Annotated in this window: 21 protein-coding genes; 12 read left to right on the plus strand and 9 right to left on the minus strand. The window is 62.3% G+C overall.

Annotated features, from left to right (window positions below; all coding sequences use genetic code 11):
• Window position 1: 1 nt before the first annotated feature.
• Complete coding sequence (locus tag D6201_RS12320; RefSeq protein WP_120049041.1) at window positions 2-1,342, minus strand: alpha/beta hydrolase; 1,341 nt, start codon at window positions 1,340-1,342, stop codon at window positions 2-4.
• Between the two features lie 83 nt (window positions 1,343-1,425).
• Between D6201_RS12320 and D6201_RS12325 the strand changes: the two genes are divergently transcribed.
• From D6201_RS12325 to D6201_RS12345, 5 genes are read left to right on the plus strand one after another with little or no spacing between them, the layout of a single operon-like run.
• The gene (locus D6201_RS12325) at window positions 1,426-2,109 is read left to right on the plus strand and encodes an isochorismatase family protein (protein ID WP_199798190.1); all 684 of its coding nucleotides are present in this window, start codon (window positions 1,426-1,428) and stop codon (window positions 2,107-2,109) included.
• Window positions 2,109-2,987: a polysaccharide deacetylase family protein gene (locus D6201_RS12330; protein WP_120049042.1), complete on the plus strand. Its 879-nt coding sequence runs from the start codon at window positions 2,109-2,111 to the stop codon at window positions 2,985-2,987. Before D6201_RS12325 ends, D6201_RS12330 begins: the two co-directional genes overlap by 1 nt.
• Window positions 2,984-3,898, plus strand: coding sequence for a polysaccharide deacetylase family protein (locus D6201_RS12335; protein WP_120049043.1), 915 nt, complete (start codon window positions 2,984-2,986; stop codon window positions 3,896-3,898). Before D6201_RS12330 ends, D6201_RS12335 begins: the two co-directional genes overlap by 4 nt.
• On the plus strand, window positions 3,895-5,313 hold the full coding sequence (locus tag D6201_RS12340) for an aldehyde dehydrogenase family protein (protein WP_120049044.1): 1,419 nt from the start codon (window positions 3,895-3,897) through the stop codon (window positions 5,311-5,313). Before D6201_RS12335 ends, D6201_RS12340 begins: the two co-directional genes overlap by 4 nt.
• A complete protein-coding gene (locus D6201_RS12345) occupies window positions 5,310-5,777 on the plus strand; it encodes a hypothetical protein (protein ID WP_242447544.1) in 468 nt (155 codons plus the stop codon). The genes D6201_RS12340 and D6201_RS12345 overlap by 4 nt, the downstream gene beginning before the upstream one ends.
• Here the strand turns inward: D6201_RS12345 and D6201_RS12350 are convergent.
• The 7 genes from D6201_RS12350 to D6201_RS12380 all read right to left on the minus strand — a co-directional run bounded on the left by D6201_RS12350 (window position 5,774) and on the right by D6201_RS12380 (window position 14,865).
• Window positions 5,774-6,499, minus strand: a complete 726-nt coding sequence (locus tag D6201_RS12350; protein ID WP_120049045.1) for a hypothetical protein — start codon at window positions 6,497-6,499, stop codon at window positions 5,774-5,776. The two genes, D6201_RS12345 and D6201_RS12350, sit on opposite strands and share 4 nt — an antisense overlap.
• Window positions 6,499-7,557, minus strand: a complete 1,059-nt coding sequence (locus tag D6201_RS12355; RefSeq protein WP_120049046.1) for a nitrilase-related carbon-nitrogen hydrolase — start codon at window positions 7,555-7,557, stop codon at window positions 6,499-6,501. Before D6201_RS12355 ends, D6201_RS12350 begins: the two co-directional genes overlap by 1 nt.
• Window positions 7,554-9,113: an FAD-binding oxidoreductase gene (locus D6201_RS12360; RefSeq protein WP_120049047.1), complete on the minus strand. Its 1,560-nt coding sequence runs from the start codon at window positions 9,111-9,113 to the stop codon at window positions 7,554-7,556. Before D6201_RS12360 ends, D6201_RS12355 begins: the two co-directional genes overlap by 4 nt.
• Window positions 9,110-10,402 (minus strand): MFS transporter, encoded by a 1,293-nt coding sequence (locus D6201_RS12365; protein WP_120049048.1) that lies wholly within the window; start codon window positions 10,400-10,402, stop codon window positions 9,110-9,112. Before D6201_RS12365 ends, D6201_RS12360 begins: the two co-directional genes overlap by 4 nt.
• Window positions 10,399-11,493 (minus strand): VOC family protein, encoded by a 1,095-nt coding sequence (locus D6201_RS12370; RefSeq protein WP_120049049.1) that lies wholly within the window; start codon window positions 11,491-11,493, stop codon window positions 10,399-10,401. Before D6201_RS12370 ends, D6201_RS12365 begins: the two co-directional genes overlap by 4 nt.
• A complete protein-coding gene (locus D6201_RS12375) occupies window positions 11,471-13,771 on the minus strand; it encodes a TonB-dependent receptor (protein WP_120049050.1) in 2,301 nt (766 codons plus the stop codon). Before D6201_RS12375 ends, D6201_RS12370 begins: the two co-directional genes overlap by 23 nt.
• A 125-nt stretch (window positions 13,772-13,896) precedes the next feature.
• The gene (locus D6201_RS12380) at window positions 13,897-14,865 is read right to left on the minus strand and encodes a LysR family transcriptional regulator (protein ID WP_120049051.1); all 969 of its coding nucleotides are present in this window, start codon (window positions 14,863-14,865) and stop codon (window positions 13,897-13,899) included.
• Window positions 14,866-14,983: 118 nt separating this feature from the next.
• On the opposite strand from D6201_RS12380, the gene D6201_RS12385 reads away from it, so the two are divergent.
• Both D6201_RS12385 and D6201_RS12390 read left to right on the plus strand, forming a co-directional pair.
• The gene (locus tag D6201_RS12385; RefSeq protein ID WP_120049052.1) at window positions 14,984-15,652 is read left to right on the plus strand and encodes a hypothetical protein; all 669 of its coding nucleotides are present in this window, start codon (window positions 14,984-14,986) and stop codon (window positions 15,650-15,652) included.
• Window positions 15,653-15,759: 107 nt separating this feature from the next.
• On the plus strand, window positions 15,760-18,294 hold the full coding sequence (locus D6201_RS12390) for a TonB-dependent receptor (protein WP_165853560.1): 2,535 nt from the start codon (window positions 15,760-15,762) through the stop codon (window positions 18,292-18,294).
• 82 nt (window positions 18,295-18,376) lie between these two features.
• On the opposite strand, the gene D6201_RS12395 is transcribed toward D6201_RS12390, so the two are convergent.
• A complete protein-coding gene (locus tag D6201_RS12395) occupies window positions 18,377-19,312 on the minus strand; it encodes a DUF1838 family protein (RefSeq protein ID WP_120049054.1) in 936 nt (311 codons plus the stop codon).
• A gap of 160 nt (window positions 19,313-19,472) precedes the next feature.
• Between D6201_RS12395 and D6201_RS12400 the strand changes: the two genes are divergently transcribed.
• Genes D6201_RS12400 through D6201_RS12420 form a run of 5 tightly spaced genes read left to right on the plus strand, consistent with a single transcriptional unit; the run spans window position 19,473 to window position 24,269 of the window.
• The gene (locus tag D6201_RS12400; protein WP_242447545.1) at window positions 19,473-20,261 is read left to right on the plus strand and encodes an HpcH/HpaI aldolase/citrate lyase family protein; all 789 of its coding nucleotides are present in this window, start codon (window positions 19,473-19,475) and stop codon (window positions 20,259-20,261) included.
• Window positions 20,254-20,763 carry a MaoC family dehydratase gene (locus D6201_RS12405; protein WP_120049056.1) on the plus strand — a complete coding sequence of 170 codons (510 nt, stop codon included), beginning with the start codon at window positions 20,254-20,256 and terminating at the stop codon, window positions 20,761-20,763. The genes D6201_RS12400 and D6201_RS12405 overlap by 8 nt, the downstream gene beginning before the upstream one ends.
• A gap of 11 nt (window positions 20,764-20,774) precedes the next feature.
• Window positions 20,775-21,965, plus strand: a complete 1,191-nt coding sequence (locus D6201_RS12410; RefSeq protein ID WP_120049057.1) for an acyl-CoA dehydrogenase family protein — start codon at window positions 20,775-20,777, stop codon at window positions 21,963-21,965.
• Window positions 21,966-21,976: 11 nt separating this feature from the next.
• Window positions 21,977-23,185, plus strand: coding sequence for a CaiB/BaiF CoA transferase family protein (locus tag D6201_RS12415; RefSeq protein WP_120049058.1), 1,209 nt, complete (start codon window positions 21,977-21,979; stop codon window positions 23,183-23,185).
• A gap of 4 nt (window positions 23,186-23,189) precedes the next feature.
• Window positions 23,190-24,269 carry a CaiB/BaiF CoA transferase family protein gene (locus D6201_RS12420; RefSeq protein ID WP_120049059.1) on the plus strand — a complete coding sequence of 360 codons (1,080 nt, stop codon included), beginning with the start codon at window positions 23,190-23,192 and terminating at the stop codon, window positions 24,267-24,269.
• The last annotated feature ends 3 nt before the right edge of the window (window positions 24,270-24,272 follow it).

A 24,272-nucleotide genomic window follows, 5' to 3' on the forward strand; every position in this document is an offset into this window, starting at 1 on the left:
TTCAGTCTCCGTGGATGGAATGTAGCAAATGATGGTATCGGCGCGCCGCATCGCCAGCGCGCAGCCGGGCGCGGGCGCGCCGCGCTATTGCCGCAGGCATGAGGGCTTCGGCATTGATTTCAATCACATTGGCAGCATTCGCTTCGTACCAGGGGCGGAACATCGCTTCCGCCCGCGCGGCGCTCCAGGCGCGCTGGAGGTAATTGCCGAAGCGATCCGGCGTGAGGTTGGGGTAGAGCCTGTCGGGATCGCCCTCGGGCGGCCGGGGCCAGTCGATGCGCGATGCTCCAAGCCTCTCGGCGGCAAACTCTACGGCTTGCCGAATATCGGCGACAGCGTTCGACAGGCCGTGCCCCGGCACGTCGATAGCGAGTGCGGCGTCGCTCGGATCCACCAGTTCGGCGGCGGGTGCGTGCAGGTACAGATTGTCTACGCCACGCTTGCCGCGCCAGTGGATCAGTTCCTCGCCGACAGCAATCCAGCCTTCGTTCTCGTCCTGCGCCAGCTCCAGGCATGGATCCGGCGCGGCATGTCCCTGCAGGAAAGCGAGGCTCTCCGCCTCATGCTCCTCAGGCGTCGCCACGCCATGCGCGGACCAATTGACGGGCATCTGCCCCAACCGCTCGAGATGCGGGTAGAGCGGATCGCCTTCGAAGGCTGTGATCAGCGTCGGCGGCACATCGGCCCTCGGCCCCGGCAGACCGCGCGGCGCCCGCAAAACGGCGCCGTAACCCGCGCGGTAGGCATTGCCCGCATCCAGCATTTCCATGATCGCCCGGTGGACCCGCGCCGGGTCGGCATGGGCAATGGAAAGCCGTGCCTCGTCGCGCACATCGAACCATGGGAAGAACCAGCTCTGCTCCAGTATGCGGTTCCAAAGCCATGCAAGGTGCTCGCCATAGGGGGTGGGGTGCCATTCGGGAAGGTAGCTTTCGCCGAACAGCGCCATTTCCTCCTCGTTCCAGACGGCATATCCGCCCACGGCGAGGCAGGAGAACAAAGACGGATTGCGCTTCAGCGCCGCGACGGCGATTACCCCGCCTGAATGGAAACCGTATGCCGCGCAGCGCCCTACGCCGAGCGCTTCGAGAAACTCGGCCAGCGCGTCCGCGAATTCGTCGATCTCCGGTTCGCCCGGTAAGGGATCGCTCTGCCCGAAGCCCGGCGTATCGGGCGCGATACATGTAAAATGCGCCGCCCAGCGCGCCATCACTTCGGCATATTCGGCGGAGGAGCGCGGGCTTTGATGCACCATGAGCAAAGCCGGGCCGCTGCCGCAGCGCCGATAATGCACGCGGCGACCGCCGGGCAGCGTCAGGATATGGCGCGTGATCTGGCTCAAGAATTTGTCCGGACAAATTTCACTCGACACAGCCCTACGCGCCTTTATTGTCGCCTGTCAAAGCGGAATCGAGAGGAACGGCGATGGCCGAAATGGCAGGCACGAAAATGGTCGAGGACGGGCGCACGGCGCGCGAGATTTTCGACGAGGTGATGGCCAATCCGGCGCGCAAGAAGTTCGGCTTCGGGGAGAAGCTGGCCATCGTGAATGTCGATGTGCAGCAGGCCTACACCCGCACTGACCTGTTCAAGACGGCCTATGAGACGGATCCGCATCAGATCGAATATATAAATACGATCAGCCGCATGGCGCGTGAGCGCGGCATGCCGGTGATCTGGAGCCGGGTCGCCTACAAGGCCGACGCGGGCGATGCGGGCGTGTGGGGCACGCGGACCGATACGGAAGACAGCCTGCAGAACATCAAATACCATAGTGAGCGCCACCAATTCGACCCGCGCGCCGAGATCGCCGATGACGACATGACATTCACCAAGCGCATGCCGAGCGCCTTCTTCGAAACGCCGCTCGCAAGCTATCTGACTTGGCATAAGGTCGATACGGTCGTGGTGACGGGCGGCTCCACCAGCGGCTGCGTTCGGGCGACGGCGGTGGATGCGCTGAGCCACGGTTATCGCACAATCGTTCCCATCGAGACCTGTGCCGACAAGCATGAAAGCTACCACTTCGCCAATCTCACCGACCTGCAGCTGAAATATGCAGATGTGGAGCCGGTGCAGGCCGTGATCGATTGGCTGGAGGCACGCTGATGCGCGAAGGCGCACCTGATCCCGATCTCTACGATTACAAGCCCTTCCAGGACCGCCCGCGTATCGAATGGCCGGACGGGAAAACCTGCGCTGTGTGGGTCGCGCCGAACCTTGAATATTACGAGATCGATCCGCCCGCCAATCCGCACCGCAAGGCATGGGCGCGCCCGCATCCCGACGTGGTCGGCTTCTCCTATCGCGATCATTCCAACCGCGTGAGCTACTGGCGCATGGCGGATGTCATGTCGAAGCACGGCTTTCCGGGCAGTGTCAGCCTGTCGGTCGCTCTGTGCCAGCATCACCCTGAAGTGGTGCAGGACGGGGTACAGCGCGGCTGGGAATTCTTCAGCCACGGCATTTACAACACGCGCTATTCCTACGGCATGGACGAAGCGCAGGAGCGCGCGATCATCGAGGACTCGATCGCGACGGTGAAGGAAGCGACGGGCCAGCGCATTCGCGGCTGGCTCGCCCCGGCGCTCACCCACACGCCGCGCACGCTGGATCTGCTCGCCGAATACGACTTCGCCTACACCTGCGACCTTTATCATGACGACCAGGTGCAGGAGGTGAAAGTGGCGCAAGGGCAGCTTGCCTCCATCCCCTACAGCCTCGAGGTCAACGACCATTATGGTTTTAACGTCTACGGCATGTCGGGCCGCGAATATGCCGATTGTCTGATCCGACAATTCGAGCGGCTGGCAAGCGAGAACGAGGCGTCCGGTACCGTCATGTGCATACCTCTTCACGCCTATCTGATCGGCCAGCCGCATCGCATACGCCCGTTCGAGGAAGCGCTGCGCCACATTGCCGCCGATCCGCGCTGCTGGAAGGCGAGAGCGGGTGAGATCGTGAATAGCTGGAGGGCGCAGGTATGAGCCTCGATCCCGGCTATCTCGAATATTCCGACCGACACGAAGGATATGACCATCATATCTATGAGTGGTCGAACATCCACGAGCGCGCGCCGGTGCGCTGGCCCGGCGACAAGTCGGTCGCGGTGTTTCTCTGCGTCAGCCTCGAATGGTTTCCGATCGTGCCGGACGGCCCGTTCAAGGCACCCGGCCACATGCTCACACCTTATCCCGATTACCGGCATTACACGGTGCGCGATTACGGCAACCGGGTCGGCGTGTGGCGGATGCTCGAAGCCTTCGAGAGTGCTGACGTGAAGGCAAGCTTCGCGACGAATGCGGCGGTGGCCGAGCGATATCCGGAACTGATCGCCGCAGTGCAGGCGGGCGGGCACGAGATTATCGCGCATTCGACCGACATGAACGGCACGATCGACAGCTCCCTGGACGAAGAGGTGGAGCGCGCGCTCGTCTCCAACGCGCTGGCGCGGCTGGAGGCGGCGACAGGTGCGAAGCCGAGAGGCTGGCTGTCCATCGCGCGCTCGCAAAGCTGGCACACGCTGGACCTGCTGGCCGAGCACGGCATCGGCTATTGCTGCGACTGGGTGAATGACGAGCTTCCCTATCGCTTCGCCAATGGCGTGGTGGACCTGCCGCTCAGCGCGGAGCTTTCCGATCGGACGATTATCGCCACCCAACAGCATTCGGCCGAAGCATGGGGCGGTATGATGCGCGATGCCTTCGATTTTCTCGCTGGCGAAGCAGCATCGCAAGGCAGCGCGCGGCTCCTGCCGATGGAGCTGACGCCATATATCATCGGCCAGCCATTTCGCATCGAAGCGCTCGAAAACCTGCTCGCCGACCTTGCGGGCCGAGACCAGGCGTGGTTCGCAACCGGCAGCGAAATCGTCGAGAGTTGGGCAGGGCAGCAATGAAAGCCACCAATCCGCGCACCGGGCAGCGGGATTACGAGTTCGCGGAAGACACGCCGCAGGCTGTCGCCCGTATGGCAGACAAGCTGCGCGGCAGGCAGGCCGGATGGGAAGCGCGCGGGCCGGAGGGCAGAGCCAAAGTGCTGCTTCGTCTGGCGGATGCCGTCGAAGGGCATGCCGACGCGATCGCCGAAGCGCTCAGCGTCGATACCGGTCGCCGTATGATTGCGCGGGTCGAGGTCGAGGGCATGGTTCGCAACTGTCGTCGCTGGGCGGCACGTGGCCCGGAACTGTTTGCCACGCTGCCGCGAGAGGCAACGCAATCGCTGACGCCCGGAGTCGAGATCGAGCCGCGCTGGTCGGCCTACCCGCTTTTCGGAGCGATCGCGCCGTGGAATTTTCCGGTCATCCTCAGCCATATCGATGCCGTTCCCGCACTGATGGCGGGGTGCGCGGCGCTCATAAAACCGTCCGAAGTCACCCCGCGTTTCGTCGAGCCGATGCGCGTGGCGCTGGCCGAAGTACCCGAATTGCCGCTTGCCTATGTCATGGGTGGTGCCGAGGTCGGGCAGGCGCTGATCGGCGCGGTGGATTACGTGTGCTTCACCGGCAGTACCGAGACGGGCCGAAAGGTGGCGGAGGCTGCAGCGGGGGCACTGATCCCGGCCAATCTGGAGCTCGGCGGCAAGGATCCGATGATCGTCACCGCCAGCGCCGATCCGGAATGGGCGGCGCGGGCCGCCTTGCGATCGAGCGTCGTCGCGAGCGGGCAGGCCTGCCAGTCGATCGAGCGGATCTATGTAGCGCGCGAAATCGCCGAGCGGTTTCTCGATGCGCTTGTGGCGGAGGCGGAGAGTGTGGCGCTCACCTGGCCCGATCCCGACAAGGGGCAACTCGGGCCCTTCATCTTCCCGCCGCAGGCCGAAAAGGTCGCCGCGCAGATCGAAGATGCGACCGATAGCGGGGCGCATCTCGTCACCGGCGGCGAGGTGGAGGAACTTGGCGGCGGATTTTATCTTCGTCCCACGATCCTCATTGATGTCACGCCCGATATGGCGGTGATGCGCGAGGAGACCTTCGGCCCGGTCCTTCCCGTAACCATCGTGAATGATATCGATGAAGCAGTGCGTCTCGCCAACGATACGCCCTACGGGCTCTCCGCCGCCGTGCTGGCGGGGAACATGGACGAGGCTGCCGAGATCGGCGCGCGGCTGGAAGCGGGTGCGGTATCGCTGCAGGACGGCGCGCTTACCAGCATGGTGGGCGATGCGACGAATCACTCGCGCGGCTGCTCCGGCCTCGGCCCCAGTCGCATGGGTGATGAAGGAATGCTGCGTTTTCTCAGGCGGCAATCCTTGCTGCGCCAGACCGGTGATGCGGCGACCATCGCAGCCTATTCCGAGGGCCAGAAAGGATGAGCAATCGCGCGGCGCTGGAGGCGGCGATGCCCGCCATGATGCTGCACGATGGCTGGTGGGACGGCTGGTATCGCGATGTCGATCCGGACGGGAAGCTCCTCGACGAGCGGCGCGTGAAAACCTGGTGCGAATTCCCTGACGAGGGCGAGTGGCACTACGTTCAGCATAACTGGCTCAACTGGTCCGATGGTCGCGAGGCGAGGTACGAATTCGGCGGGCGGCTCGATGGCAAGCGGCTGGTCTGGAAGACCGATCGTTTTTCCGGTTATGGCTGGCAGACCTGCGAGAATTCATTGATGCTGCGGCTTGACCGGCTCGACGTGCCCGAGGCCTATTATATCGAGATGATCCACACCGCGCCCGGCGGCCGGACGCGAGCGCGCACGTGGCAGTGGTTCAGGGACGGCAAACCGTGGAAGCGCACGCTGTGCGATGAGTGGCGGGTGGAACCGCCCGCGAGCTAGCGTTCCAATGCGACCAGTTCGTAGCGGTTCATCATGTAACCGTCGATCGACCCATAAATGAGGATCGCATCGTCGTCTGCGCTGATCCAGACATCGTAATCGGGATGCGTTTCGCCGCCCATGCCCTCTTCGCTATTGTCGACGAAGCGGAAGTGGCGACAGGCGAATGTGCCCGCCGCGACCGTTTTCTCCTCCTCGCCAACATATTCGAGATCGATCTCGACCTCCGCGATCTGCGGAGCGGTCGCGCCGCGATGGTCGGGGCTCGGCAGGAACACGCGCAGGCGCCGCGTGTGCGGGCCTCGTGAGACATCCACTATGCGTGAAAGATAGCCGTCGCCAACGACTGGATGCGTGCCGAAGCCGTCGAAGCTGCCGACATTCTCGCGCATTTCCGAATTGCGCCCGATGCCGGGGCCGTAGCTTTCGCATTCGAGCGTGCCCGCAGCGGCATCGTGGTGCATCCACCCGCTGCCGAGGAACTCGTCGCCAAGCGTCAGGTGTACGAGCAGGTTCTGCGCCACCATATCCGGCCCGATGTGATAGACGATATCGCGCAGCACGGTGGGCTTTGGCTCTTCTATCTCGCAGCGCGCGCGCATGATGACGGAGCCGTCAGTATGGTGCGTGAAGACGAAGCATTCGCGCCCTCGCTCCTGCCCTTCCATACCCTGCTTCTCAGACGTGTAGCGAATTCGGCCGGTAACGGTGCGATGCTTCATCAAATGATCCCGGCCTTGTCGAGGCGCGCGATCACGGCCTCCTGCGCGCGCTTGAAATAGTCCCGGTCCGGCACGTTCGGCTCGCCGCCTTGCATCATACCGTTGGCCTGGTGGAAGGCCTCTGCGCTGGCGGCATAGGCCTCGGCAAAAAGCGCGGGGCGCTGGCGAGCGAGCGAGTTGACCATGGCGGGTGTGCGCCGGGATTTGCGCAGCCCAGCGATCTCGATGTTCGCGAATGCCGTGAAGGTTTCGCCGGACAGCGACTGCGCCATCACCTTGCCGCGATAATCGATCACCCGGCTGTTTCCATCGGCGCTGGCGAGCGGCAGCAGGGGATCGTCGATCCCGGCTGTATTGGCGGAGACGACATAGGCCATATTCTCGAATGCCCGCGCCTGCTTGGCGATATCCTTTGCGGTGCCGAGCGGGGAGCCGATTTCGGAGGAGGAATGCACGAAAACTTCGGCCCCGCGCATGGCGAGAACGCGGGCAATTTCGGGATACAGGATTTCCTCGCTCGCGATCGCGCCGATGCGTCCGATCGCGGTATCGGCAACGGGGAAAACGCCATCGAGGCCGTAAGTGTCGAGATATTGCTCCCACACGTCGTGCGGGCTGGGCGCGAACATGGACAACAGTCGCCGGTAGCGCAGCACCGTCTCCCCGCTCGGCGCAATCAGGAAGCTGGTCTGGAAATAGAAATCGGGAAAAGCTGTATCGCGCTCATAGGCGTTGCCCGCAATGAACATGCCGAGCCGCTCTGCCATCGCGCCCAGCGCATCGTATTCTGGCCCGTCCGCATCCCATCCGACCTTGGCGGCAAAGTCAGGAATGGAAATGCGGCCCGGATAGGACGTGAAGAGATATTCGGGCAGGACGGCCAGCTTCACCGGATCGCCGCCATACTGAGCGATGAAGATCGACGCGCCGCGGATGCGCCTTTCCACTTCGCCGACATGCGCAAGCATGGCCTTGCGGCTTTGCTCGCCATCCATCGCCTCCAGCGAACGCGCGGTCAGCTGCATCGCTACCGCAGCGTAATTGTCGGGCATCGTCATCCGGCGAGGCCTAGCGAACCGGGGTTCATCAGGCCACGCGGATCGACATGGCTTTTCACCGCCTGCAGCAGCGCGTCCGCTGCGGGATCGAGGCTGTCGCGATAGCGATAGGTGCGTCCGATCTGGAAATGCGCTGCGCCATGGTCGTGCATCAGGTCGACGATCTCCTGCTTTATGCGCTGCACCAGCGCCCAGCTGTCCGCATTGGCATCGAGCTCAGGCACGCGAGCGCGGTGGCTCTTGTCCATCGTTTCCTCGATCAGCGGGTTGGAGGCGTCCGGCCAATAGAGGCATGGCTCGACCACCATGCCAGAACCGCCCACCGCGGCAAAAAGAATCCCGTAATGCACGCCAGCGTTCCTCATCGCATCGGCGTGGCGCGCAAAGCGATCGTCGAGGGCCGCGCAGAACGCCTCGGCCCCGCCATGCGGGAGGAGGCAATGGATCGGCCCCCAGCGCTCACCGTCGGGGCCGAGAATGGAATTGAGCGGACCGAACGGGTTGGCGCGAATGATCTTCGGGATTGTGTTCTCGACTTCGCGACCGCCACGTTCCGCTACGATCTGTCGTGCCGCAGCGATGTCGGCATCGGCGCTCGCCTGGTTTCGGCCTTCCGCGAGCACGTGCAGCGAATAGTTCGCGTCCTTCAGGAAATCGCGCCCGGCCAGCGCGACCTTTGCGCCTTCCTTCAAGCCCTTCAGCAAGCCGCCTTGCTTTTTCATCATGCCGACAAGCTGCCTCGCATCGCTGGCAAGACTATCCCGCTTCATACGGATGGCATTGAGATGGGGATCGAACCCGAAGCATTCGGTGGCAATCCCAGCGCGCTCTATTTCGGAGGACGCGGCGAGCAAGCCCTGCCGATCGTCGAAGGCGAAGCTGGCATAGGCATTTGCCTGCGCCTCCCGAACCAGTCGCAAGGTGATTTCCGCTTTCATACTTAGAGCGCCGGTATCGGCCAGGAACAGGCCGGTGAGATCAGGCCCATAGGGGCGCATGAAATTCTTGCCGACTTGCATCAGCGTTCCGTCCGCCAGGGCCACTTCCAGCGAGAGGCAGCTCTGGACAGCTGTTCCGTGGCGCGCTGTGCCCCAGAAAATGCCGTTCTGGCTCATCCCGCCGCCGACGGTGGCCTTCAGGCCCGATAGCGTCCCCCACATGGGCGTGCGCAGGCCCAGGGGCGCGAGCTTTTCGTGCAGCGCGGCCCAAGTGCAACCCGCTTCGACGCGGACCCACATGTCCTCTTCGTTCACTTCGAGAATGCGGTCCATCGCGGCAAGATCGAACAGCACCGTCCCCGGCGCGGTTTGGGTGTAACCGCCGGTGTAGCTCATGCCGCCGCCACGCGGCGCGACGGCGTGGCCTGCATTGGTCGCAGCGCGAATGGCGGCAGCGAGCTGCTCCTTGTTCGATGGGCGCACGACAGCGGAAAGATCGGCCCCGCGCGAGAAGATGTCGTGGGCGAAATAATCGAGCGTCGCCTCGTCTGTCAGCACGTCTGCACCGCTGGCAGCGAGGCTGTCGGTCAGCGAGGTTTCGGCAAGGGTGGCCATCATGCGGCTCCTACTGCTGCGCGGGTCGGCTCGGCCTCGTCCGGCACCGGAAAGCTATCCGGATAGCGCCCGAGGAAGAGGAGGAGACCGCCGCCTATCACATACATGAAAATCGCGATGGTGAGGATGGGATTGTAGCTGCCGTAACTGTCGCGCACATAGGCGTAGACGATGGGCGACGCGGCGCTGGCGAGGCCGAAAGGCATATAGAGCATGCCGTAGATCTTGCCGTAATGCAGCATCCCGAAATAGCGGCTGGCAAGATATGCGATGAGATCGCTTTCCGCCCCTGCCGCGAAGCCGAGCAGGAACCCCGCGATCGCGGCAGGAAGGAAAGAGCTGTCCGTGCCGAGCAACAGATAGCTGGAAATCGCGGGAAGGCAGAGCAGGGGAAAGGCAACAAAGCCCGCCCAGAACTTGTCGAGCAGCAGGCCCGTGATGATCCGGCCTGAAAGTATCCCGAGGCCGAGGATTGTCATCACATCCGCGGCCGTGGCGCTATCGATGCCGTGATCGCCCAGGATCGGCACCATATTGATGAATGCACCGCCAAAAGCGAAGGCGATGGTGAGGATGGAGAACCATATCAGCCAAAATCGATAGTCTTTCAGAGCCGTCTTCAGATCGACGCCGGTAAGGCGGCCTCCATCCACTTTCATTTCCGCCGGGCGCTCGTCGGGCGTCGGCTCGCGAAAGAACAGGAAGCCCAGCGGAAGGGCGATCAGCAGCGGGAAGCCCGCAACGATGGCGAACATGGCGCGCCATCCGTAATTGGCGATCGCCCAGGATGCGACCTGCGGGACGATCATCGCTGCAATGCTGGTGCCCATGAGCAGTATGCCCAGCGCCAGGCCCTTGCGGCGGAAGAACCACATATTGACCGCGCGGCTCCAGGTTACCGGGGTCGAGCCGATGCCGACCAGACCGACCACGACCCACAGCCCGTAATAGATATAGAGTGTCGATGCAGCGTCGCTCGTCGGGGTGAGGGCGATCGCGGCAAAGGCCAGTCCAAAGACCAGCAATGAGAATAGCGCAACGCGGCGTACGCCATAGCGGTCCGCCATCCAGCCGAAGGCGGGGGCGAGAAGCGAGGCGATAACGCCGAAAATGGTGATCGGGATCAGGATCTGCGTTCGCGACCAGCCGAATTCGTCCATCAGCGGCTCAACCGTGAAGCCGATCACGTTGAATGGGATGGGCGAGGCTCCGAAAGCCACGCCGAGCACGGAAACAAGCAGCACTTTCCAGCCAAGGCTGAATTCGCCGCGCTGCTGTGTGGCGGTGGTCATCGCGTAATCTCTCCCGCTGGGATTTCGTAGAATTCAGTCAGGCTGCCGTCGGAATCGCGAATGGCAACGATGTCGACGCGGCCGATACCGGCAACGTCCACATCTGGTGCGGCAAAGGCCACTTCGGCGCCGTTTGCGGCCAGGAAAGCGCGATAGCCGTCCATGTCGCGGACGGGATATCGCACTGAAAGGTGTCCGAGATTGGGCGGGCTGGCCCGCTCCGCGTGATCGCGGCCGGTGAAGCCCATGATCTGCATGACTTCGATCCGTCCCGTCTCGCCAGGCACCGGATGGAGTGCCGTGGCGGAACGGACCACGTCCGGCGTGAGGTTGAAGGGAATTCCGAAATTCGAAAAGGCCGGCTGTTCGGGTTCGCTCGTCGCGTCGAACAAAATGTCGAAACCAAGGGTCTCCGTGTAGAACGCCCTGGCCGCCTCACGGTTGCGCACCATGCGCATGGAATTGAACCCCTGACTGATTGCACCGACGGGAAAAGCCGTGAAGTCCGGGCTTACCCGCTCGTAAACGGCGATGTTGATGCCGTGCGGACCCTGCAGCACGACGTTGCGCAGGTCCGATGTGCCGAACTGAAAGCGGATCGGCGGACTTTCCGCCCACCAGCCGAGATCGAGAGCCTGTTCGTAGAGTGCGGGGATATCGTCGCTGCGCACCATCATCGAATAGATGCCGCCAGTGTCCCATGCGCGTGCGGCGGGCCGGATGGGTTTCTGCTCGGTGCCCGCGAACCTGACCAGGCGGAGGCATCCCGTGTCGGCTTCAGGTGCGCACCAGCGCTCGAACCGCGCGGTGACCTGTCCGTCCAATTGCCAGTAGTCGAGCTCGCCGCGGTCCACTTCGCCCGATTGGACAAGCCGCCAGTCGCCTGCTTCGCGAAAGAGCACACTGACGGCGTGAAAATCGGCGACCGACACCACGGCATCGGTCCACGGTTCGACACCGAAATCGGCGGCATTTTCCTGCTGTGCGGAGACCGGGGTGGCCGACAGAAAAAGACCGATCGCTACGCCAAGCAGCGATCGGCCAGGGAGAGTGGGTGGGCGCACCGGCTCAGTCGAAGCGGAAGCCGACATCCACGCCGAAAGTGAGCGGCGGGGCGGGATAGGCCTGATTGCCGAGGCCGTTCGTGTTGGTCGAGGCGCGGAAATATTCGCGATCTGTCAGGTTCTTGCCCCACAGCGTCACGCGCCAGCGCTCATTGTCGGCCTCGAAACCGATCCGCGCATCCACGCGGAAACCCGGCTCCACCAGCGATCCCGGCGGGTTCGCAACCAGCGCGAAGCTGTCGCTTTCGTAAGCAAGATCGGCCCCGAAGAAGACTTCGCCCGGCCCGGTCAGGATTTCGTAATTGAACCCAAGCAGGCCTTTCCACTCGGGCGCATTCTTGAGATCGAGGCCGAGCGCGCAATCGACGATCTGCCCCTCGTATTCGCTGCTGCCCGGCGTCGCGGTCGCATTGGTGCAGATCGCGCCGGGTGCCGTGTTGGTCGAATTGGTAAGCAGGCCCGCCTGGTTGAAATTCAGATCGTCATATTCAGCATCGAGCCAGCTGCCATTCGCGTAAATGGTCAGGCCGTCGAGGGGATTGAAGCTGGTTTCGAGCTCCACACCCTGGATCTGTGCAGCGCCGGCGTTGATGCGGGTAAAGGCACCGTTGGGAAGCGTGCCGCTGATCTGCAAATCCTGATAATCGTTGTAGAAATAGGTGGCGTTGAACGTCGCCATCCCATCGAAGAATTGCGAGCGCAGGCCGACTTCGAAAGCGTCCAGGCTCTCCTCATCGACCGGCGCGAAGCAGGCTGCCGGGCTGAAGCAGTCGGGCGAGGCGCCCGGTGTCTTGAAGCCCGTGGAATATGAAGCGTAGACCAGCACATCGTCGGTGAAGGAATAATCGACCTTGCCGGTATAGGTCACATTATCCGTATCGAATTCGCGGACGATGCCGGTTCCAAAGCCCGCCAGTGGACCGCCGGCATTGCCGGTGACGGTGCGATCTTCGGTGGTCCAGCGCAGGCCGCCGGTAAGCGTCAGTGCGCCAAGCTCGACATTCGCCTGGCCGAACACAGCGAAGCTTTCGGTTTCCGTGAGCACGTCGAACGGGAAGACGAAGTCGAAATCAATGAAAGCGTCTTCGGTGTAGTAATAGACACCGGTCACCACGTTGAACGCACCGTCGAAATTGGTGTTCAGCAACAGCTCCTGGCTGAACTGGTCCTGGTCCGTCTCCTGAAAATAGGGGAAGGTGATGTGCGTCGAAAGATTGTCGTTCAGCGTGCGATAGGCGGTGATCGAAGACACGGTGAAATTGTCGAATTCCCCCGTGATCTGGCCGGACAGGCCGAAATTCTGCACATCGCTTTCGAAGTCGGTAAAGCAGCCGAGAGGTTGGAAACCCGCCGGGACGAAGGACGAGCAGGTGGTGCCGGGCGCAGGCTCGATGGTGAACAGGTCGCCGTCGCGATCGGTCACCACATCGGGATCGTCGCTCTGGGTGATGATGGAGCTCGGAACAGGCTCGCTATTGTCGTCGGTGTAATCGACGATGCCGAGGAAGGACCAGTTGTCGGTCAATTCTGTGAAGATGCTGCCGCGGAGCGCGGTCACCTGCTCATCGCCCACGCGGGTGCCTGCCTGGCTGGCGAAATCGCCATTGGGGTTCAGGGTGAAATAGCCGTCCCGCTCACGTTGAAGGAAGGACAGGCGCACCGCAGATTCGTCTCCGAGCGCCACGTTGGCCGAGGCGCGCGCGCTCCAGCGATCGTAATTGCCGTAGCTGAATTCGCCGGCGAGCGAGTTTTCGAGAAGCTGCGGGCGCACCGAGCTGATCTTGATCGCACCGCCATTGGTGTTTCGCCCATAGAGCGTGCCTTGTGGGCCGCGCAGCACTTCGATCTGTTCAACATCGACGAGATCGATGAGCGAGCCGACCGTCCGGCCGAGATAGACGTTGTCGATATAGATCCCGACGGCCGGGTCGATCGCGCCACGCGATTCGTCCTCGCCGATGCCGCGGAAGAAGATCCGCGCCGAGTTGGCGGTGCCGGTACCGGTCGAAATGACCACGTTGGGTATCTGGTTTTGCAGATCGTTCGTATCGGCGATCTGCCGGTTTTCCAGCATTTCGGCAGACAAAGCGGTAACAGCGGCGGGAACATCCTGCAGGTTCTGCGCCCGGCGCTGGGCGGTCACGATGATCGCACCGTCTTCTGCCTGCGGGTCCTGCACGACTTCGTCCGTTGCGCTCTGGTCCGCTTCCTGCGCAAGCGCGGTGCCGGACACCAGCAAAGCAGATGCTGCCAATGCGCGGGCAAGCGGTTTTGCAGCGGTGTTGAGCAGGCGTGCCTTCGTCATTCGATCTCTCCCTGAACGATCGAGCCCGAGGCGGGCTTCAATATTTGTCCGGACAAATTATCGAAAAGATAAAGCTTAGCCAACAACTTGGAGATATTTCGCCACAATCTATGGTTGTGTTGGCGTCAGCTCAAGTGATCGGCTTCAGGGACACGTGCACGCCAGGCGCGGTGAAACAGTTCGCGCAGTAATCTGGTCGGGCTTTGCAGTTCGCTGCCGTCACGCGTTGCAAGGTAGGCAGTCCGCTCGCTCGTGAAGGGAGTATCGGGCACCAATTCGTACAGCGCCTTTTCGTGTTCCTGCGCGAAGAGTTCCGGCGATAGCAGACCGACGCTGTCGCTTTTCAGGATGAGCGACTTCACCAGCATGATCGAATCGAGATCGACGATATTGGTCGGCGGAGCGACGCCCCGCGACAGAAAGATTTCGCACACCCTTTCCCATTGCTGCTGCAATTGCATGGAGATGCACCAGGTCAATTCGGACAGCGCGTCGAGTGGAAGGTCGCCACCTTTCAGCAGCGGGTGGCCCTTGCGCAGCGTTATCATGTCCCGCTCGACAAAGAGCGGCTGACGGGCGATGCCGGGATCGACCGGCAGGCTGACGGGTGGCGCGCTAGCGACCATCTCGACATCGCCGGCGATCAGGCGGCGGTAGAGTGCGCGGGAGTCCCCGCCCGCGATGGACAGGGTGATGTCCGGATGACGCTCCTTGAAACGACGCAGCATTTCTGGCCCGACCGCCGTCAGGAACGACCACCCAAGGCCGATGCGGACATATCCACTACCGGAGCCGCGCATGGCTGCAAGCTCCGCTGCCGCCATCCGGCTTTCCGACAGAATGGCCTGTGCGCGGCGAGCGAGCCGCTCGGCATATCTGGTCGGCGTGGCGCCAAAGCTGGAGCGCTGGAAAAGCTCGACGCCGAGCGCTTCCTCCAGGCGCGCAACGCTTTTCGACACTGCCTGCTGGCTGACACCGTTCTGCTGCGCTGCCGCTGAAAATGTGCCGGTTTCATAGACGGCAAGAAAGTGGCCGAGTTTCTGAGGATCGAGCGTCGGGCGGCTGATGGCGGTGCGGATGTCTGGCTTGGGCATGCCGACGGTTTCACCACAAACAGCGGTTGTCGGCAAATCACCACCTGTTGTCTATGCAGCGCGCGGTAGATATGATTTGTCCGGACAACTTCATTCGCGGTTTCGCAAAGGGGAGCCGATGACCTATCAATTGCTCGTTTACGCCCACCTACTGCTTTTTGTGCTGTGGCTAGGGGCCGATGTGGGCGTCTTCCTGCTCGGCCAGCATTTTCGCAAGCGGGACACCTATTCGCTAGACCAGCGCATGGCCCTGCTGAAATTGCTGGTTCTCGTCGATATGGTTCCTCGCAGCGCGTGGGCGCTGATGGTGCCGCTATCGCTCAGCGTGGTCGATGCGGGCGGTTATTGGGATGTGCCGCTGTGGCTGAGCGTGGCTGCGTGGGCGGTCGGGTTCTTCTGGCTCTGGCTGGTCTGGGATGCGCATGCGCACGACATGACGGAGCGCGCCGCGCGCGATCGGCGGATCGAAGGGTGGCTGCGCTGGATTGTCGGAGGGTTCTACCTATGGCTCGGCGGGCAGAGCCTGCTCACCGGCACGCCGCTTGCGATCGACTGGCTGGCCTGGAAGGCGCTGCTGTTCGGTGTCATCTTCGTCGCCGCAATCATGATCGACGTGACCTTCAAACCCGTCGGCAAGCAGCTGACCGCCGTGATCGAACAGGGCTCGAGCGACGCGACCGAACTGCCGCTGCTGCGCACGATGAACCGCACGCGCGTGTGGGTCTGGATCGTCTATCTTCTCCTGCTGGTCACTGCATTTCTCGGCAATGTGAAGCCGATGCTCTGAAGCAACATCTCTGGTCCGGCATGTCCTGTGGGAAAATTTGTCTGGACAAATTTTCGGGACGGCGCATCATGTCCTCAGGGATGAGAAAAGCTCGAGGGGAATTGAAAATGCGTAATTCGTTGCGGACGTTGTTGCTGGCGGCCACGGTCCTTTCGCCGGGCACCGCCCTGGCGCAGAGCGAGGATGTCGCGCTGCAGGATCCGGGCGCGACCGAAGGCATTCCCGAGATCGTCGTCACGGCTCGCAAGGTCGAGGAATCGGTCAACGACGCTCCCGCCGCGATCACCGCCTTTTCCGGCGAGACGCTTCAGGATCGCGGCCTGATCGACATCAACGATATCGGTGCGCAGACCCCGGGGCTTTCCTTCAGCCAGGCTTTCGGACGCGATACGGACCGTCCGGTCATTCGCGGTCTCGGCAACGTCCTTGCGGGCGTGCAGTTCGGCGTCGAGTCAGGCGTTGCGATCTTCATCGACGGTGCGCTGTTCCGCGGCGATGTGCAGTCCCTCAATTTCGACGCGCTGGAGCGTGTGGAGATCGTGAAGGGGTCGCAATCCGCTCTGTACGGACGCAACACCTATTCCGGCGCTATCAATTTCATCACCCGCACTCCGGGCGACGAATTCGCCGGCACCATCCGCGCACGGGCCGCCGAGTTCGACGAATATATGGTGTCCGCCAGCGTCGAGTTTCCGATCATCGAGGATGGGCTCTCCGCCCGCGTCGACGGCCGGTATTACGAATATGGTGGACAGTATCGCAATTCGTTGACGGACCGTCTGGTCGGCCAGGAGGAAAGCACCAACGTTGCGCTGACGCTTTATGCAACGCCGGGCGACAACCTGCAGTGGCGCACACGAATTGCTTATGAAGAGCAGGATGACGGCACGCCCGCCCTGTTCCTGCAGGGTGCCGGTGAAAACAACTGCAGCCCAGGCTTTCGCAGCGCCAATTACCGCGGCTCCAGTTTCGCTTTCCCGTTCTGGCCAGTGACGCGGGCAAGCGACAATGAGAACCAGTACTTCTGCGGCGTGATCGAACCCGGCACGATCGCGCTCAACAACGACCCGGTGCCGACGCCATTCCGCACATCGCCTTTCGCGCCATTTACCGACACGGTGATCGACGGCACGGCGATCGACGGATATTACAAGAGCCGCTGGTTCGGTTCCACCGGGCTTGATGTCGAGCTCAACGACGATGGCTGGCTGCTGCAGGCCATCGGTGCCTATCGCAATGAGTTCTCGCGGACGGGCACGGACTCCGATCACTCCGATGCGCTCGTATATTTCATCCTCAATCCGCTTTTCGGCCCGGCGGGCGGGGTTCCAAATCCGGATGTCGACAACCCTGCCTTTGCAAATACCAATGCCCGCCGCATCGAGGATCTGAGCGCGGATATCCGGCTGCTTTCCCCGACGGACAGGCGCATTCGCGGTCTGGTGGGTGCGTATTTCTACGATTTCAGCCTCCGCAATCGCGAAGTCACTTTCGGCACCGGCCCCGATGGTGCGGTTTTCGGCGGGGACGGCACTTATGAAGAAACGATCCGCAACTATTCGGCATACGCCCGGATCGAGGGCGACATCACCGATACGCTCACACTGGGCGTGGAGGGGCGGTATCTTTCAGAAGAGAAGACCCGCGCCGAATTCGACGATCGCCCGATCGATTTCTTCTCCAGCGGGACGATTACGGATTTCGTGCCGCGCGTCACGCTCGACTGGCAGCCCGTACCCGAAACGCTCGTCTATGCGATCTACACCGAGGGCAACAAACCTGGCGGAACGAATGGCTCTGCCGGCGCGGATATTGGACGCGAAGCCTATAAGTCCGAGACCCTGCGCGGCGGCGAGATCGGCTTCAAGCAGACGCTGCTTGACGGCCGGATGCAGTTCAACGCCGCGGCCTTCTATAACGAGATCGATAATGTGCAGCTGACGACAGCCCTGCCGGTCGGTGGCGGCGCGCTGACTTCGGTCGCAACCAATCAGGGTAATGCCGAAGTTCTTGGTTTCGAAGCGGAGATCACCGCTCGCCCGGTCCAGCCGCTCACGCTTAGCGCCGGTGTCGCCTATACCGATGCGACCTTCACCGAAGGATGCGACGATTTCCAGTATGTGCTCAATTCAGGCGGCCTCGTGATCTCCGACGCCTCGAACCCGACGGCAGAGGAAGCGCCGCTGTGTTCGATCGCAGGCAATCGCCTGCCGCTCGGTTCACCCTGGCAGGCGAATGGCGCGATGGATTTCCGCACCGGTTTCGGTTCGGGCACGAACGAGGTGTTCGCCAATCTCAATGGCAGTTACGAGGCAAGCAAGTTCGTGCAGGTGCATAATCTGGCCGAAACGGGCGACACCTTCCTCCTGAACGCTCGCGCTGGCGTGCAGCTCGGTCCGATCGAGCTTGCCGTGTTCGGTCGCAACCTGACAGATGAGGACACGATCCCGCTAGCCACCCGGTGGTTCGATCTGCGTTATGGCATCGGCGTCACCGGTGTTCCGGGTGAGTTTGTGTCACCGGCCAATGGCGGCACAGCGGCGCCGGGCGATCCACTAGCCGATCGCTCCTTCCCGCGCGCTTTCTTCGGTGCATTGCGGAAGGGCCGCACTTTCGGGGTGGAAGCGAGCTTCCGTTTCTGATCTGCTTCGATGAATGCAAAAAAAGGCGGGAGCTTCGGCTTCCGCCCTTTTCGTGTGAGGTCAGCAGGTAAAGCCGCCGAGATCAGTGCCCTGAATGCGCCGTGGTGTCATCGCCGCCCTCGGCAGCGCGGCGCTGGTCGGTGAGCAGCTTGAACTTTGTCCAGGTGGTCTCGTTCGGGCGCGTGTCGTCGAGCGGCGGGGCGCTTTCGTAGATCGGATAATTCTCACGAATCTCATCCTTCATGACATCGGGCAGTTCGTCGAAGCCGCCTTCCAGCTTGCTGCCCATGAAGTTGAATACCATCAGGCCCGGCCTTCCGCCCATTTCCATCCACGGCATCCATTGCGAAATGCGCACCCAGGAGACCATCGGATAGGCGACGGGGTGTGCGGCGGGATCGAACAATTCGTCGCGCGTCGCGGCAAAATCGAAAATCTCCATAGCGTGATACATGTTGCCGACAGAATCCTGGTAATCGCCGCCCAGCGGGTTGCGATAGAACAGCGGCACCTCGAACGGCATGAAGACATAGTCGCCTTCCACCCGCATGCTGCCGAAGCGTCGAGCCGGATCGCCATTCTCGTCGCGCGCCCAGCTCGGGCCGTTATTCACCGGATCGTTATGGACCTGCATCACGTCGACCGTTTCGCCGGTCCAGGGGTTGTCCCAGCGATCGACGACCTCGCCCGTCTGCGGGTCGAGATAGAGGAGGACTTCCCGGCTGACGATGCGATAGCCCGGGCCGCGCACGGGATCATCGTAGAACAGGCAGCGGCGCACGTTCATGCCTTCGCCGCGGAACAGCAGTCGGTCCCGTTCGCCCGGCACACGCGCGTAGATATTGCCGGAGAAGCCATACACGACTTCGTCGCCGTGCTCCGCACCGCACTGGACGCGCGCATTGATGCGGGCGTAATCGTCCGGGTCGCTGGGATCGAGCATCTGCGCGGCAGAGGGTACCGATCCGATAACCAGAGCGGAGGCGGTGATCGCCAGTGAACCGAGCAAAGTCTTCATGATGTCTCCTATCCCCAATGCCGCGCCGGATTTGTCCGGACAAATCTACGGAATTGACTTGACTTTAGATTTGTCCGGACAAATTGTGAAGCTGTAATTCGGACCTTTCCGCCGCCGGAGCCTTTCTCAACATATGTTTGCCGCAAACAGCCTTCTTTTTGTGCCTGGCAGTCGACCGGATCGATACGCCAAGGCGCTGGCAGCAGGGGCAGGTCTCACGGTAATCGATCTCGAGGATGCGGTGGCGGAAGGCGACAAGGCCGACGCTCGACAATCGGCGCTGGAGGCTGTGGGCAAGGGCTTCGCGATGCGCATCAACGGCGTGCTGACCGATGCGGGAAAGGCGGACCTGGCCGCGCTCGCAAAAGCCGACAGAATGCCGCGGACGCTTCTTGTCCCGATGGTCGAAAGCGCGGATGAGATTGCCAAGGTCCATCGCGCGCTAGGCACGAAATGTCCCGACCTGATCCCGCTGATCGAAACGCCGCGCGGTCTTCGCCACGCGCTTGAAATCGCATCGGCAGACGGCGTGTCGGCGGTCTTTTTCGGCGGTGGTGATTTTTCCGCAGAGCTGGGCGTCGCATTGGCGTGGGAGCCGCTGCTTCTCGCCCGTCAGCAGCTCGTGCTAGCCTGCGCCGAAGCGGGCGTGCCGCTCATCGACGTGCCCTTCGTTCATCTCGACGACGAGGCAGGGCTGCGCGAAGAATGCGAGCGTGCCCGTGCTCTCGGTTTCGCGGGCAAGGCGGCCATTCACCCATCGCAGGTGGCGGTGATCGAAGAGGTCTTCACGCCTAGCGACGACCAGCGCAACGAAGCTGTCGACGCTCTTCAGGCTTACGAGGATGCGGGGCGTCAGGCCGTCCGACACAAGGGCCGGATGCTGGAAGAGCCCTTGGTGAAACATTACCGCGCAGTGCTCGCGCGATGCGAAGGATCGATTAATGCGTGACGGTGTGATCGAAGTTTCGCCTGGCCGCTTCCGCGAAGTGCAGGGCCGCTATTTCGAGGATTTCGTCGAGGGGCATGTTTACGAACACCGCCCCGGCCGCACAATCACCGATGCCGACAATGTGTGGTTCACGCTGCTGACCATGAATACGCATCCGGCGCATTTCGACTATGCTCTGGCTGAGAAGACCGAATTCGGAAAGCCGCTTGTGGTGAGCCCATTCACCATCGCGCTGATGACGGGCATGAGCGTATCCGACACGAGCGGCAAGGCGATCGCCAATCTCGGCTGGGACGAGGTTCGCATGACGCATCCGCTCTTCGTCGGCGACACGCTCTATTGCGAAAGTGAAGTGCTTGAAAAGCGCGAGAGCAAGAGCCGCCCCGAGCAGGGCATCGTGACATTCAAGACCACCGCGAAGAACCAGGACGGAGAAGTGTGTGCGCACTACAAGCGCACCGTGCTCGTCTGGAAACGCGGCCACGGCAATCTCGACGATTGAGGACCAGGCAAATGGCAACCGCACCCGTGATGGACGACCAGATCCGCACTATCGACGCCGATGAGGAGCAGGCCTTCATCGATGCGATCGACAAGTGGATGGAGCGATCCGTCATACCCGTCATCAAGCATCACGACCATAACGATGAATGGCCAGAAAAGCTGGTTCACGAAATGGCCGAACTCGGGCTGTTTGGGGCCACGATCGGCCAGGAATATGGCGGTCTGGGCTTGCCCGCGACCACCTATGCCAAGATCGTGATGCGCATTTCCAGCCACTGGATGGCGATCACCGGCATCTTCAATTCGCACCTGATCATGGCCGCCGCGGTCGAGCGTTTCGGTACGCCGGAGCAGAAAGCAAAATGGCTGCCCAAATTCGCCACCGGTGAGATTCGCGGCGGCCTCGCGCTGACCGAGCCTAATGCAGGCAGCGACCTTCAAGCCATCCGGACAGTCGCACGTAGGGATGGCGACGACTACGTGCTGAATGGCACCAAGACCTGGATTTCCAACGCGATCAATGGCGACTGTTTCGCCTTGATTGCCAAGACCGATCCCGATGCCGACCCGCGTTACAAGGGCATGAGCATGTTCCTCGTCGACAAGCGGGAGGGCAGCGGCCTGACGGTCGGCAAGAAGTTCGACAAGCTCGGTTACAAGGCCATCGACAGCGCCGAACTGGTGATGGAGGACTATCGTGTCCCGGCGGACCAACTGATCGGCGGCGTCGAGGGGCAAGGTTTCTTCCAGGCGACTGGCGGTCTGGAGCTCGGTCGCATCAATGTCGCCGCGCGCGGGGTCGGCCTTGCCGAAGGCTCGCTGCGCCATGCGACCGAATATGCCCAGCAGCGCGAGACGATGGGCAAACCCATCGCGCATCACCAAGCGATCCAGCTCAAGATCGGCGAAATGGCAACCCGCGCGCGTGCGGCGCGGCTGCTCACGCTCGATGCCGCCGAAGCCTACGACAAGGGTGAGCGGTGCGATATGGAGGCGGGCATGGCCAAATATTTCGCATCCGAAGCGGCGGTGGAGAACAGTCAGGAGGCGATGCGCGTCTATGGCGGCTATTCCTATTCCAAGGAATACGACATCGAGCGCTATTACCGCGATAGCCTGCTGATGTGCATCGGAGAGGGGACGAACGAATTGCAACGCATCATCATCGCCAAGCAGCACTTCAAAAAAAACGCGATCTGACGCGGCCGCGCGTGGGAGAGAACCTGCCCCTGACCGGCTTTCGCGTGCTGAGCGCCGAGCAATATGGCGCGGGGCCATATGGCACCATGCATCTCGCCCAGATGGGGGCGGACGTGATCAAGATCGAGCCGCCGCACAAAAACGGTAAAAGTGGGGGCGATACGGCCCGAGCAGTCGGCCCGCATTTCCTGCGCGATGGCGAAAGCCTCTACTTTCAGAGCTTCAATTATAACAAGCGCTCGCTCACCCTGGACCTGCGCAGCGAAAAGGGTCAGGCGATCTTCCGCCGTTTGGCCAAGGACAGCCACGCCGTTGCCAACAATATGCGCGGTGACCTGCCGGAAAAACTTGGCCTGACTTATGCTGCGCTGCGAGAGGTCAATCCCGCCATCGTCTGCGCGCATCTTTCCGCCTATGGCCGCGACAATGCGCGCGCCAAATGGCCGGGCTACGACTATTTGATGCAGGCCGAGGCGGGGTATTGCCAGATCACCGGAGAGCCGGGCGGAGAGCCGCAACGCATGGGCCTTTCCATGGTCGATTTCATGACCGGCACCATCATGACGATAGGCCTGCTTGCTGCGCTGCTCGATGCGCAGCGCAGCGGACGTGGCCGCGATGTCGACACAGACCTCTACTCGGCCGGCTTGCATCAGACCTCCTACCCGGCACTGTGGTACATGAACGAAGGCGACGAGACCGAGCGGACGCCGCGTTCCGCCCACCCGACCGCCACGCCGAGCCAGATGTTCAAGGCGCAAGACGGCTGGATGTTCGTCATGTGCCAGCTGCCCAAATTCTGGGATATTCTGTGCGAGCGCATTGGAAGGACGGATCTGCTGGAGGACGAGCGGTTCACGTCTAATGCGGACAGGCTAGCGAACAGGGCCGTGCTGACGGAATTGCTCGATGCGCATTTCCAGACGCAGCCGATGGCGCATTGGCAGGAATTGCTCGGCGGCCATGTTCCAGTCGCGCCGGTTTACGAGCTGGGCGATGCGCTCGACAATCCGTGGGCCGAAACCGTCGGAATGCGCCAGACGATTGCGCATCCGGATCGCGCTCGGATGGAAACGCTGGCCAGCCCGATCCGGATCGATGGCGAGAGGCCGCAAAACCGCGCTGCCCCGCTGCTGGGCGCAGACACGGATGCCATCTTGGCAGAGGCGGGCTACGGCGATCACGAAATCGTGGCGTTGCATGCCGAAGGCGTGGTCTGAGCCGATGGGCAAGCTGACCGGCACCACTGTCCTCGACCTGTCGCTGTTCCTGCCGGGGCCGATGATGACGCGTCTGATGGCGGACCAGGGCGCGCGGGTCATCAAGGTCGAGCCGCCCGGTGGTGATCCGGCGCGGGCGATGGAGCCATTCGAAGGCGGCCATTCGGTGTGGTTCGCCAATTGCAATCGCGGCAAGGAAAGCCGGGCGCTCGATCTGAAGTCCGATGAGGGCAAGCTCGCTCTGCGCGAATTGATCGGAGAGGCGGACGTCTTCGTCGAAGGCTTCCGTCCGGGCGTGATGAAACGGCTCGGTTTCGATTACGAAGCGGTGCGCGCAATCAATCCGCGCATCATCTATTGCTCGATCTCGGCCTTCGGGCAGGAAGGCGCGCTCGCACATCATCCTGCGCACGACATGGCGGTGCAGGCATTGACCGGGCACATGTCGCTGAACGATGCGCCCGACGGCAGGCCCGTCGTGCCCGGCGTGCCGAGCGCCGACATGGCCGCCAGCCTCACCGCGCTCTCTGCCGTGCTAATGGCGCTCATCGGGCGCGACCAAACGGGGGAAGGCGATTATATCGATTGCGCCATGTTCGACAGCCTGCTGCCGTGGATCACCCATGTCGCAGGCGATGCCATCGCGGGCGGACAAGCGCCGGTAAGCGCGCGGCAGCGTTCTACCGGGGGCGCAGCGCTTTACCAGGTTTACACTACCTCCGACGATCGGCACATCGTCCTCGCTGGCCGCGAGCCCAAGTTCGCGGTCAATCTACTAACGGCGCTGGGGCGGCAGGACCTGATCGATGACGCCGAACGTCCTGCGGGCGAGCAAGGGGAACTGATCGCCTTCTTGCGCGCGACGTTCGCGACCCGGTCGCGCGACGCCTGGGTCGAATGGTTCGCCGAAAAGGATATCGCCTTCGCGCCGGTCCTCGACTGTCGCGAAGCGTTAGACCAGCCCCATATCGCCGAGCGTGAATTGCTGGTGGAAGGGCCGGAAGGCGGTCATCTGATTGCCCCTCCGATCCGCTTTGCGAGCGAGGACTGGCGGCCGGCAACGGTGCCGGAGCTCGGCGAATGAACG

Source organism: Aurantiacibacter aquimixticola, from assembly GCF_003605475.1.
Taxonomy (GTDB): Bacteria; Pseudomonadota; Alphaproteobacteria; order Sphingomonadales; family Sphingomonadaceae; genus Alteraurantiacibacter; species Alteraurantiacibacter aquimixticola_B.

Coding starts and splice junctions, on each gene's coding strand:
- D6201_RS12370 (WP_120049049.1), bottom strand. CDS start 11,493: ATGTCGGCTTCCGCTTCGACTGAGCCGGTGCGCCCACCCACTCTCCCT.
- D6201_RS12385 (WP_120049052.1), top strand. CDS start 14,984: ATGACCTATCAATTGCTCGTTTACGCCCACCTACTGCTTTTTGTGCTG.
- D6201_RS12390 (WP_165853560.1), top strand. CDS start 15,760: ATGCGTAATTCGTTGCGGACGTTGTTGCTGGCGGCCACGGTCCTTTCG.
- D6201_RS12420 (WP_120049059.1), top strand. CDS start 23,190: ATGGGCAAGCTGACCGGCACCACTGTCCTCGACCTGTCGCTGTTCCTG.
- D6201_RS12360 (WP_120049047.1), bottom strand. CDS start 9,113: ATGATGGCCACCCTTGCCGAAACCTCGCTGACCGACAGCCTCGCTGCC.
- D6201_RS12410 (WP_120049057.1), top strand. CDS start 20,775: ATGGCAACCGCACCCGTGATGGACGACCAGATCCGCACTATCGACGCC.
- D6201_RS12340 (WP_120049044.1), top strand. CDS start 3,895: ATGAAAGCCACCAATCCGCGCACCGGGCAGCGGGATTACGAGTTCGCG.
- D6201_RS12325 (WP_199798190.1), top strand. CDS start 1,426: ATGGCCGAAATGGCAGGCACGAAAATGGTCGAGGACGGGCGCACGGCG.
- D6201_RS12355 (WP_120049046.1), bottom strand. CDS start 7,557: ATGACGATGCCCGACAATTACGCTGCGGTAGCGATGCAGCTGACCGCG.
- D6201_RS12345 (WP_242447544.1), top strand. CDS start 5,310: ATGAGCAATCGCGCGGCGCTGGAGGCGGCGATGCCCGCCATGATGCTG.
- D6201_RS12395 (WP_120049054.1), bottom strand. CDS start 19,312: ATGAAGACTTTGCTCGGTTCACTGGCGATCACCGCCTCCGCTCTGGTT.
- D6201_RS12365 (WP_120049048.1), bottom strand. CDS start 10,402: ATGACCACCGCCACACAGCAGCGCGGCGAATTCAGCCTTGGCTGGAAA.
- D6201_RS12375 (WP_120049050.1), bottom strand. CDS start 13,771: ATGACGAAGGCACGCCTGCTCAACACCGCTGCAAAACCGCTTGCCCGC.
- D6201_RS12350 (WP_120049045.1), bottom strand. CDS start 6,499: ATGAAGCATCGCACCGTTACCGGCCGAATTCGCTACACGTCTGAGAAG.
- D6201_RS12380 (WP_120049051.1), bottom strand. CDS start 14,865: ATGCCCAAGCCAGACATCCGCACCGCCATCAGCCGCCCGACGCTCGAT.
- D6201_RS12330 (WP_120049042.1), top strand. CDS start 2,109: ATGCGCGAAGGCGCACCTGATCCCGATCTCTACGATTACAAGCCCTTC.
- D6201_RS12335 (WP_120049043.1), top strand. CDS start 2,984: ATGAGCCTCGATCCCGGCTATCTCGAATATTCCGACCGACACGAAGGA.
- D6201_RS12405 (WP_120049056.1), top strand. CDS start 20,254: ATGCGTGACGGTGTGATCGAAGTTTCGCCTGGCCGCTTCCGCGAAGTG.